At 34.4% G+C, this 11851-nt stretch carries 7 protein-coding genes and 2 pseudogenes; 4 read left to right on the top strand and 5 right to left on the bottom strand.

Going from position 1 to position 11851, the window contains the following annotated elements; all coding sequences use genetic code 11:
• Positions 1 to 418: 418 nt before the first annotated feature.
• Positions 419 to 1744: pseudogene (locus ABWU64_RS06465) on the bottom strand (AAA family ATPase).
• 317 nt (positions 1745 to 2061) lie between these two features.
• Positions 2062 to 3219 carry an ankyrin repeat domain-containing protein gene (locus ABWU64_RS04250; RefSeq protein ID WP_353279361.1) on the bottom strand — a complete coding sequence of 386 codons (1158 nt, stop codon included), beginning with the start codon at positions 3217 to 3219 and terminating at the stop codon, positions 2062 to 2064.
• Positions 3220 to 3680: 461 nt separating this feature from the next.
• Here ABWU64_RS04250 and ABWU64_RS04255 point away from each other — a divergent pair.
• Positions 3681 to 3930, top strand: a pseudogene (locus ABWU64_RS04255) (transposase); the annotation flags it as partial.
• A gap of 166 nt (positions 3931 to 4096) precedes the next feature.
• Here ABWU64_RS04255 and ABWU64_RS04260 read toward each other — a convergent pair.
• Positions 4097 to 4801, bottom strand: coding sequence for a ComF family protein (locus ABWU64_RS04260; protein ID WP_135352846.1), 705 nt, complete (start codon positions 4799 to 4801; stop codon positions 4097 to 4099).
• A 44-nt stretch (positions 4802 to 4845) separates the two neighbouring features.
• Positions 4846 to 7647 carry an excinuclease ABC subunit UvrA gene (gene uvrA, locus ABWU64_RS04265; protein ID WP_353279363.1) on the bottom strand — a complete coding sequence of 934 codons (2802 nt, stop codon included), beginning with the start codon at positions 7645 to 7647 and terminating at the stop codon, positions 4846 to 4848.
• 325 nt (positions 7648 to 7972) lie between these two features.
• Between uvrA and ABWU64_RS04270 the strand changes: the two genes are divergently transcribed.
• A complete protein-coding gene (locus ABWU64_RS04270) occupies positions 7973 to 9451 on the top strand; it encodes an ankyrin repeat domain-containing protein (protein ID WP_353279365.1) in 1479 nt (492 codons plus the stop codon).
• A 60-nt stretch (positions 9452 to 9511) separates the two neighbouring features.
• Positions 9512 to 10510, top strand: coding sequence for a pyruvate dehydrogenase complex E1 component subunit beta (locus ABWU64_RS04275; protein ID WP_135352844.1), 999 nt, complete (start codon positions 9512 to 9514; stop codon positions 10508 to 10510).
• A gap of 5 nt (positions 10511 to 10515) precedes the next feature.
• Here ABWU64_RS04275 and ABWU64_RS04280 read toward each other — a convergent pair whose 3' ends face one another.
• On the bottom strand, positions 10516 to 10866 hold the full coding sequence (locus tag ABWU64_RS04280; protein ID WP_341815811.1) for a TrbC/VirB2 family protein: 351 nt from the start codon (positions 10864 to 10866) through the stop codon (positions 10516 to 10518).
• Between the two features lie 199 nt (positions 10867 to 11065).
• On the opposite strand from ABWU64_RS04280, the gene lepB reads away from it, so the two are divergent.
• Positions 11066 to 11851, top strand: coding sequence for a signal peptidase I (lepB, locus tag ABWU64_RS04285; RefSeq protein ID WP_341815810.1), 786 nt, complete (start codon positions 11066 to 11068; stop codon positions 11849 to 11851).

Below are 11851 nucleotides of genomic sequence, written 5' to 3' on the forward strand. Positions count from 1 at the left end.
TTTGAATTTTTGAAAGAAGATCCCAGACTGGGATGAAATTGGGACCTACTGTATAGTAGTGTCATGCAACTGGTATCCAGAAAAAAAAGGATGTCATCCGAGCAGCACTTTTCCTGTCATCTGAGTAGCTGACACTGGGATCCATTGTTCTTTATTTCTGGATTCCAGCGTCACGCGCTGGAATGACATTAAATGATTTTTCTTTGAATTTGAGTTATGCAAGCAGCCCCTTCGATGTCACCCGAGTAGCCCTCTTCCTGTCATTCCAGTGCTTGTGACACTGGAATGACACCCTTTCAGAAGTTCAATGAACCTTCTGGATAAAAACTATTGTCAAGCACTGGAATGACATGATTCGAATTGTGTCACTTGCATGGCGTCATCCCAGACTGTGTAGTAATTCTCCTTATTCCTCGATTTACCGCTTACTTCCTCGAGAAGATACATCACTCAATGAAGAGCTTACTGATGAACTTCTAGATAAGCTTCCAAATGATAGCCTTATATCCTTGTTTTTAGTTTCTCCGTTACTATGTTTCTTATCTGGCTCATCTTTTATGTTATGCTCCTTCTTGAAATTTTTACAGAAAGTGCGAAGATATTTTATTTCGCCTCCCTTTTCTGTAGTTTCGTTTATTTTATCGATTAAGCAAATCAGATTTGCCATTGAGAATCTCTTACTAGCCTGTACAAGAATTTTCATATCGCTATCTTTTAATTTTTCGAGCCGTTCTTGTAATATTTTTTGACGTGTATCGTCTTTATCCAGCCCAGGAACCTCAATACACTCCAAACGACCACCCCTAATAAGCGCAAAATCTAAATGATTCTTATGATTAGTTGCAGCAACTACCGTTATATTTTTTTGAGGATAAAAACTCTCGATCCAATTTAGTGAGTAAATGAGTTAAAGGTCCTGCATTTTCACTGAAAGTGCGCTTTTTGCCAATGCCGTCAATCTCATCTATAAAAATTATACACGGACTGTTTGCCTCTGCTTTCTCAAAAACCTGATCTATATTTGATTGATTAGACAAGCAAGATGCAGAAACAAACATAAACGCAAACAGAGATTTAGTTTGATTTGCAATTGCCTTACTAATACTAGTCTTACCAGTTCCTGGTGGACCATACAAGAGATATCCTCTGCCTTGTAACTCACAAATTTCCTTCAATTTTTCTCTTATGTCATTTGGTAATATAATATTATCAAATGTTGTATTCCATCCTCTTGCTTCACCTTTTGCGTAAAATTCCATATTCAGCTTTGCTTCTACTTCATTTTTTGTTGCAGGACTATTAATTAACCTTGCAGAAAGATCGCTAACCTCTTTTTTTAACCCCTCCACTTTATCTTTCGTTACAAAACTATCTGAAATTCTCTCGACTTTTTTTTCTAGATCACTAAGCTTCTTTTTATTTTCTTTAGCCTCTTCATTCTCCAATTCTTCTTTAATTGGAGCTAGCGTATTTTCTTCTTTCCTTAACTCTTTATTTAGCTCTTCAACTTCAGCTTTCGAGTTTTCTTGAGATTTTTTACTTTGTTTAATCATTTTATATGAAAACACAATTACTACTGCAGAAAGCGCAAATAAAATAAAAATAACAGGGGGAGCTATATTTAAAGCTGCAACTGAAGATAAAAATGCAACGTAAGGAGCTACAGCAAAAACTCCAGATGTAATTAATGTAAGAGAAGCAATAGCACCAGCTATAAAAAAGGTATATTAGCTCTACTAGACATATTTTAGCTTATAAACAGTTAATTTATAAATAATACATTTAAATAGTACAAGCTTTTCATAGTAAAGCAAGACTAACTAAAGAGATAACTCAAGGTGTCCTTAATCAATCTATGATCGAGGTATTATGCAGTATTAAGATATAAGATGGTATGTTGTATTTTTAATTCAGTGTTCTTTTTCTGTCATTCCAGGGTACTGGAATGACAGATACTATGATAAGAAATTCAATAACTTAAAGTAGGTAATTAAAGCCTCTAATTAAAATCTAAATCTATAGTTATCATAAGCAACACTAAAGAAGTGCGGAAGTAAAAAGTTACAAAAGAGCATTCCGCATACGCATGCTTTGTATATCTACACTTTGCCACCCTTCTGTTAAGCTTTGCCTCCCTTCCATTACATTTTGTCGCTCTTTTATTTGTTTTATTTCGTTATCGAATTCTGACATTAGATATTTAGCATAACCAGATGTTAATGCTGTTGATACAGATACAGCTATTACTGCCGTAATAGATGTTAATGTACCTTCCATTGCCTCGGTTATAAAAAGCGTCATTGCTACAAAATTCCCTAACATGGCAACTAAGCCACCAACAACTACACTACCTTGAACTACTTTATTTTTTAAAAACCCTTTTATACTCTCTACCGTACCTTCTTGGTGATTTATAATGGCATAATACAAAGGAGTTTTCTGCAAACTATCTTTTTCATAAACATCTGCACCTCTGTCTAGTAGAGCATCTACTATCTCTAAATAGCCATTTTTAGCAGCATAATGCAAAGGAGTACTACCATTTCTATCTTTTACATGAACACTTGCACCTTCAGCTAACAGAGCATCTACTACCTCTACATGGTTACTTAAAGTAGCATAATGCAAAGGAGCACTACCATTTTCATCTTTTACATTAATATCTGCACCTGTTTTTAGTAGAGCATTTACTACATCTATGAGTTCATATATAGTAGCATAATGTAAAGAAGTACGACCATTTCCATCTTTTATATTAACACCTGCACCTCTCTTTAGTAGAGCATTTACTACATCTATGAGTTCATATATAGTAGCATAATGCAAAGGAGTACTACCACTTCTGTCTTTTACATTAACATCCGCACCTTTTGTTAGTAGAGCATTTACTACATCTACACATCCACTATAAACGGCATGATGCAAGGCAGTCTCTCTATTTTCACCTTCTACATGAACATCCGCATGCCTATCTAATAAAACATTCACTAAATCCTTACAGCCAGCTGCTGCAGCTGCAATTAATAATGTAAATTCGGCATCAGGATCACTTTGGATGAATGTATGATTTATACTAAAATTTTTATTTTCCCACTCTTGATACGCTATTGTATCTTCCCTTCGCAATACCTCTTTTATTTTATTAATTACGTTATCTTTATTTACACTTGCATCTTTATCAATTGCACTTAATATTTTTTTCAGATTTTCAAAATTCATCTTTACCTCCTATAACTTTACGATGCAGTTACTACACAATTACAAACAAAAGTAAACACATTTTTAGGAATTATTTAAAAAACCATTGAAAAAGTCAGTGATTTACAATAAATAACTGATCCATTTAATTGGAAGAAATATGTGATGTAATTATAGCCATTATAAACAACAACAGAAAAAACACGGAAGTAAAAAATTTATATTGATCTTATCATATTTATTATTAGCATGATTATAAACCTGGGAAAGCAAATACAAGTCAACTTATCTAAAAAAAATAGTGAGAGGGGTCTTATCTGGCGCAAAATTGATGGCCAACCTTAGTGAAAATTATTTTGCATCATTGAATAATAACAGCATTAAACCAACCAGCTCTATAAGAAAACTAATAGAGGCTTTTTTACTTGTCCCAATTATTATATCCAGTGCTATTACACTAGCATGTACCTATTTTTTTCTGAATGCAGCGAGTATTCAAAAATATGATTGCAGCTTTGAATAAGGAAAAAATTATGGCGCCTATGATTTTTGAAGGCTACTGCGATACAGACGTTTTTAATAGCTAGTTCAAGCTTTATTGCTGGGTGATTTTGGATAATGCAACTTTTCATAGAAAATAAGTGAATTTGTTAAAAGTGTCGGTGCTGAAGTTATGTATCTGCCTCCATATTCTCCTGATTTTAATCAAACCATTGGTTTGTTATAAAAAATTGAGCCAGAAAGAATATCCAGCTATTCGAACTATTAGAAAAAGAGCTATAATTATAGACTCCGTATACACTATAACTAGACTTTTTTTTAAGAGGAGTGATACAGAAGTTAGTACTAAGACACTAAACAGTTTTCAAAAATGAAAATTATACCTTAAAACTGATTTTCATATAGTTCTTGCAAGCGATAACACTCTCACTTCTCTTGCACCAGAGTTTAAAATTTCCTGAGAGCAAGACCTTGCGGTTGCGCCAGTTGTTACTACATCATCAACCAATATCACGATTTTGTTTTTGATAATTTCGCTGTTACTTACTTTAAAAGTATTTTTCAAATTTTTTTCACGCTGTTTAAGTGAAAGACCAGCTTGAGGTTTGGTGTGACGAATACGTTTTATTGCAAATGGTGTATAAGATAAATTAGATAACTTACTTAATTCCTTTGCGAGCAATGCTGCTTGATTATATTTACGTTTAAATAAGCGTATTTTATGTAGCGGTATGGGAACTATGACCTCTGCATTTTGAAATATGTCTTTGTTAGTTTTGTACATCCACTTTGCATAGACTTTCACATAATTTAAATTATCAAAAAATTTAAAATTTATAATCATATTTTTGCTATGTTCATCATAAGCAAAAACTGATCTTAATACTTTAAATGGTAGAGGGTTGCTGATGCACTTACCACATGTATCAATGTTATCTGGAATTACTACACCACAAACATTACAGTAATGCTTAGTTAAAAAATTGATTTTTTTATTGCATTCACTACATAAATCATAACTTTTATCAATTATACGTTCACAATTTACGCATACGTTTGGAAATATGAGGTCTTTAGCTCTTTTTAGTAAAAGAAGATTCATGAATTTAATATATTAGGTATAGCTTTTAAAATGCTCCTAATAACCTAGTGATTAAGAGATACTTGATCTAACAAATACGTTTTGAGATACTTGCCTGTAACACTTTCTAGAGTTTGTGCAACTTTTTCTGGAGTTCCCACAGCAACCACCTTTCCACCCTTCACTCCTCCCTCTGGACCAATGTCTATTATATAATCTGCAGTTTTTATAACATGTAAATTGTGCTCAATAACTATAACAGTGTTTCCTAAATCAACTAACCTATGAAGTATTTTCAGTAAGTTATTTACATCTTCAAAATGTAATCCAGTTGTTGGCTCATCGAGAATATACAATGTTTTCCCGGTAAATCGCTTTGATAGTTCCTTAGACAGCTTTATTCGTTGTGCTTCACCCCCGGACAACGTTGTTGACGACTGTCCAAGCGTTATATAGCCAAGCCCCACTTCCTGTAAAGAAATCAACTTTTCCTTTATCATTGGAAGATTTTCAAAAAAGTCACATGCTTGATCTATTGTCATATCAAGCACATCAGAAATTGATTTTCCCTTGTAAGTAACTTCCAATGTTTCTCGGTTATACCTCTTTCCTCTACATTGCTCACATTTCACATAAACATCCGGTAGGAAATGCATCTCGATCTTTAAATGCCCATCACCTTTACAAGCTTCACATCTTCCTCCCTTGGTATTAAATGAAAATCGGCCTACATTATATCCCCTAGCTTTCGATTCTGGAAGACCTGCAAACCAATTTCTGATGTGAGTAAACATACCAACATATGTTGCTGGATTTGATGCTGGGGTCCTACCAATTGGTGACTGATCAACTTCTATAATTTTATCTATATACTCAAGGCCTTCTATTTTATCGCATTTACCATGCTTTACAGATGAATGATTTATCTTCTGTGCTGAGTATTTATATAGTGTTTCTATTACTAAACTTGATTTTCCTCCTCCTGATATTCCAGTAACACAAATGAGATTCCCTATAGGAAATTCAACATTTATATTTTTTAAGTTGTTCTCACACGCGTTAACTACCTTTATGAACTGAGTTGCTTGCTTTCTTCTTTTTGAAATTGAAATTTCCTTCTTTCCACTTAAATACTGTCCTGTTATGCTCCCTGAATTTTTTTGTACCTGATCTGGTGTTCCTTCTGCAACAACTTTTCCTCCGTTTACACCAGCTCCAGGACCAATATCAATCACATAATCAGCAGCCATTATTGTGTCTTCATCATGTTCAACAACAATCACAGTATTACCCATGTCTCTCAGATTTTTAAGTGTGGCAATTAATCGATCATTATCACATTGATGAAGGCCAATTGAGGGTTCGTCAAGCACGTATAGCACTCCTGTTAAACCAGAGCCAATTTGCGAAGCAAGCCTGATCCTCTGGCTTTCACCACCAGAGAGAGTGCTAGATTCGCGGTCAAGTGTAAGGTAATTTAGCCCTACATTCTTTAAAAATGTCAGCCTTTTGATTATTTCGTTTAATATTTTATTTGAAATTTGCTTATGTTGTTCTGTGAGCTTGTCTGGCAAATTTTCAAACCAATCAAGGGATTCATCGATGCTGAGCCTTGATATTTCACCTACATGTTTTTCATCAATTTTCACTGTAAGTGCTTCTTTTCTCAATCTATAGCCAGCACATTCTTTGCAGTCAGTAACAGAACAATACCTATCAATAAGTGATGCATCGTAATCCATTTGACGTTCTAGGATACTGACCAAACCTTGAAATTTCATTTCTCTAGAGCCAAAAAGTATTAAATCCTTCACTTTTTGGTCTATATTCTTCCACGGAACATCAAGACTAAATTTACAATTTTCAGCCAGTGACAGAATTGCATTTTTTAGAGACCCAGAATTTGCATGCATTTGACCCACTGGCTTTAAAGCACCTTCAGATATCGAGAGCGTTTCGTCTGGCACTATTAGCTTTGCATCAACACTTAGTTTTTTACCGAGCCCACTGCATGAACTGCATGCACCGTGGGGGCTGTTAAAAGAAAACAATCTTGGCTCTATTTCTTCAAGAGTAAAGCCAGACTCAGGACATGCAAAATTCTCTGAGAAAGTTAAAATTTGACCATTTTTATACTCGGAATTGTGGTTATCAGGTAAGTTTATTATTTCTGCATACATTAAGCCATGGCCCAGCCTCAATGCTAATTCTATACTGCCTGGTAGTCGATTTCCTATATCATCTGACATGGACACCCTATCTGCAATCACGAAAATATCGTGTTTCTTGTTTTTATCGAGTTTAGGCAAATCATCTATATTATATATTTCACCGTTTATTTTTAGTCTGACGTAACCCTGCTTTTTAATTTCCAATATCTCTTTTAGATGTTCTCCCTTTCTGCCACGCACAATAGGAGCAAGTATATATACTTTAGTTTCTAAAGGTAATGTTGTAATAGTATCTACAATTTGAGATACAGTCTGTTTCGTTATTGGCGATCCAGTTGCAGGCGAGTAAGGAATTCCTATTCGTGCATATATTAAGCGTAGATAGTCATAAATTTCAGTAATAGTTCCAACGGTTGATCTTGGATTTTTTGAGATCGATTTTTGGTTAATTGATATTGCAGGAGAGAGGCCTGTGATTGACTCAACATCTGGTTTATCTTGAATATTAAGAAATTGACGTGCATAAGCCGATAGACTTTCGACGTATCGGCGTTGGCCTTCTGCATAAATCGTATCGAATGCGAGGCTAGACTTACCAGAACCACTTAATCCAGTTATAACAACTAACTTATTTTTTGGTATATTGACATCAATACCCTGCAAATTATGCTCTCTTGCACCTTTAACTCTGATCATACTTCATGTACCTTTGACCATTACAGCCTCAAAATACATAAACTTACAACAACTTGCTACTAATTTTTTCAACTATTACGGAAAACGAGATAGCATAACTAGTGCAAAACATTTTGCCACACAACTATATAAACATCTGTTTTCGCCAAGGTAATTAGTACAACAAATGGTGTCATAAAAGTATGTTTTCTACAATCTCATCAAAAACATGCTTACCAATTTTTGGAAACAGCAAATTTTATTTTATATAAAATATAGAATATTGATAAATTTAACTTTTTTGTGAGATTATGCAGCGATAAAAATAAATTTAGAGGGAAAGGTTATGGCAATAGAGAAGGAGAAGTTTTTTGAAATAATAAATGAGGTAAGTGAAAGTAGCGATTTGGATGAAGATAATTTACTTGAAAGAATAAAGAATGAGTTAAAAGGAAAAGATGCAGGAGAGTACAACAAGTTTAGTAAAAATTTTAGTAAAGAACACCAATTTAGTATAAAAATTTCAGAAGAAGCTGCAGAAGATTGGACGTTGTTACATCTTGCTACAGCATGCAACAATATGTTAATAGTGGAACTCTTGCTAAAAAAGAAAGCAAGTGTTAACGCTCGAGTAAAAGATGGTTCTAAAAATGACGGGCTAACTGCTTTGCATATTGCTACTTCTTGTGGACATGAAAGCATGGTAAAACAATTACTAAGTGATGATCGGGTGAATCCTTCATTAAAAAGTAAAAATAAGACTCCAAGGGAGGTGGTAGGTAATACAGAAAATAAGGAAGCAATAGTACAAATGTTAGAGGAAGCAGAACAAAATTTTTATACAAAGCATGAGAAAAAAACTGATACATCAGCAGATGTTATAAATTCTGTGGAACAATACAATACCATACGTAGTGGTAAACAGACTCCCATTACGCGTGGAAGTAGTGACAGTATAGTAAGTGAGCAATACTTACATGCTGGTGTTAAGAATATGGTAGAAAAATTTGAGTCAACGCAAAGAGGAAGTGTTACATATAGTGGTAAACAGACTCCTATTGGTGAAAGTGTTAGTAGTGACGACAGCGGTCTAGAGTCTGAGGCTACATTTGATACTTCTTTCTGCTCTGAAATAAATAACGACGGAGCAGCTAATGAAGTTAATGACCAAATTTTAGAAAGTCTGCAACCTCAAATTCAGTTGCAAGATAGACAAATTCGGAAGTTAGAAAAGCCAGGTAAAGAATTAAAACATGTTGAGAAAGAACTAGAAAAATTAAAGAGTGACGTAGCTGGACATGAGACTCGGTTAGAAATACTTGATAAGCTCAGTGAAGAGAATCAATCACTAAAACAACAAATACAAGATCTAAAAAGTAAAAATACAACTCTTAATAGTGAATTAGAAAAAATAAAAGGTCAGCACTCTAATGATTTAAATGAACATAAGATTAAGTTGGAAGAACTTAGCAAGCTCAACAAAGAGAATCAATCACTAAAGCAAAAAATAAAAGATCTGGAAAACGAGAATACAACACTTAATAGTGAATTAAGCAAAACCAAAGCAAATAAAGTATTACTAGAAAAAACAGAAAAAGGACAACTGTCTTTCTTAAAAATTGCTTCTGTAAATTTTGTAACCATGTTGACAGTAGGTGTTGCCTTTAGTATAGCTTTCCAATTACCAATTCTATTGATGATTGCAACTTCTGTGATGTCTTCATTAATAGTCGGTGGAGTTACATACGCACTATCAACGCAACCTACTGAATTAAAAGAAGTAAGTATTCAATGCTCAATGCAACATGATGCCTGTAAAACTTAACTTGTGCGCTTCCTGGTAATTTTGATATAGTTATTTCAGTTGAAATTTACAGATTTACAAATGGCAAGCTTAAGTGTAAGAGAAGCGTTATGCACGGCAATCAGAGAAGAAATGCAAAATGACCCTGATGTATTTATCATGGGTGAAGAAGTTGCAGAGTATGATGGTGCTTATAAAGTAACAAAAGGATTACTGAAAGAGTTCGGAGAAAATAGGGTAGTTGATACACCCATTACCGAACATGGATTTGCTGGTCTTGCTGTTGGAGCAGCGTTTGCTGGGCTCAAACCTATTGTTGAGTTTATGACTTTTAATTTTTCTATGCAAGCTATTGACCAAATTGTGAATTCCGCAACAAAAACAAATTATATGTCAGGTGGACAACTTGGATGCCCTATAGTGTTTCGTGGACCAAATGGAGCTGCAGCAAGAGTTGCCGCACAACATTCTCAGTGCTTTGCATCTTGGTATTCGCATGTTCCAGGTTTGAAAGTAATAGCACCTTACTTTGCCTCTGATTGCAGAGGTCTGCTTAAAGCTGCAATTCGTGATCCTAATCCAGTAATATTTCTAGAAAACGAGATTGCTTATGGGCATGAACATGAGATTCCTGATTCTGAGCTATCAAATAAAGATTATCTACTTGAGATAGGCAAAGCTGCTGTTATACGGGAAGGAAAGGATGTAACTATCACTGCTTTTTCATTGAAACTAATGGATGCGTTAAATGCAGCAGATTTACTCTCTAGTGAAGGAATAGAAGCTGAAGTTATCGACCTCAGAACCTTAAGACCACTTGACACTGAAACAGTTATTAACTCTATTAAGAAGACCAATAGATTAGTAAGCATAGAAGAGGGTTGGCCATTTGCAGGAATAGGAGCAGAACTCTCAGCCATGGTTATGGAACAAGGATTTGACTATCTTGATGCTCCGGTTGCACGTGTAACCGGCAAGGACATTCCCTTGCCTTATGCTGCAAATCTAGAAAAGAAAGCATTACCGCAAGTAGAAGATATAGTCGAAGCTGTGCACCAAGTCTGCTTTAGAAAGAAATAGCCCCATTAATTCTTTTTTTTATCTTCCATTCCACACTTCTCCAAAAAAGAAGTATCTGTAGAGTTTATACCACCCATTACTTTTATAACAATAGTTTTAGCACCGAAAAATACAGCACAAAATACACCAAGAGCAAAAAGAGCAGGCCACGGCATTCTACCAAATATTGCAAGTAAAGCTGCTCCTATTATCACTACGGTCATAAGCGGTCCACCTATTCCCCAAACGTAGCCAATAATATTACATATTACTTGAGCAGTTGTATCAGCACCAGCATCAGCACTTCCAGTGTGAGAAAAAGAAATAAACAGTATTATAAGAAAAGTACTAAAAGCTTTTCTAATTGTAGGATTCATCCTTATACCTTAAGTTTAAATATTATAATTATATCTAAAATAGTATAATTTTCAGTAAAACTAGCATTGTGATTTATACAATATTGCATAGCAAATGATGTCTATTGGTTGTCAATCACTTTCAATTACTTGAGAGCTTATTTCGACTTTTGAAAAAGAGCAATAACACCTATGAGTAAAATTTCACATTACCACTTTTATGTGTTATGATAAGTTTAAATTTATAAAGAAAATAAAATTGAAAGAATTGAGAGAGAACCGGATAGCAAGAACGAGAAAGTTTTTATCTTCACTGTTTTTTTTGCTACTAATTGCGCTATCAATACGTAGTTTTTTATTTGAGCCATTTCATATTCCTTCTGGTTCAATGAAAAGCACTCTACTCGAGGGAGATTATATTTTTACTAGTAAATATTCATATGGTTATAGTAAACACTCTTTTCCATTTTCTCCAAACATCTTTAGCGGTAGAATCTTTTATACCCCTCCGGAGCGTGGTGATATAATAGTTTTCAAGCCTACAAGAAATGACAGCATTAGATTTGTTAAGCGGGTAATAGGAATACCGGGCGATAAAGTGCAAATGATAGAGGGGGAGTTATATTTAAATGATCAGAAAGTAAAGCGAAGACAAATTGAAAATTTTTTTGATTATGAGTCAAAGCGTAATATAGCAAGATACATCGAAACACTCCCAAGCAGCAAGGAGCATGAAATTCTAATAGATAATGTTTCTAATAAGTTATCATACAATACTCCAGTTTATTATGTGCCTGATGATCAATTTTTTGTTATGGGAGACAATAGAAATAATTCTTTTGATAGCAGGTTTTCTGAAATTGGGTTAATACCAACTGAAAATATAGTTGGACGCGTAAGCATGGTTGGTTTATCGTTTAAATTAGGCAAAGTTGATTGGTTGCCGTTTGACTTTAGGTTACCTATTGCTCTGAGATTCGACAGGGTATTGCACAAAGTTATGTAA

This window comes from Wolbachia endosymbiont (group B) of Xanthorhoe designata, assembly GCF_964028585.1.
Classification (GTDB): Bacteria; Pseudomonadota; Alphaproteobacteria; order Rickettsiales; family Anaplasmataceae; genus Wolbachia.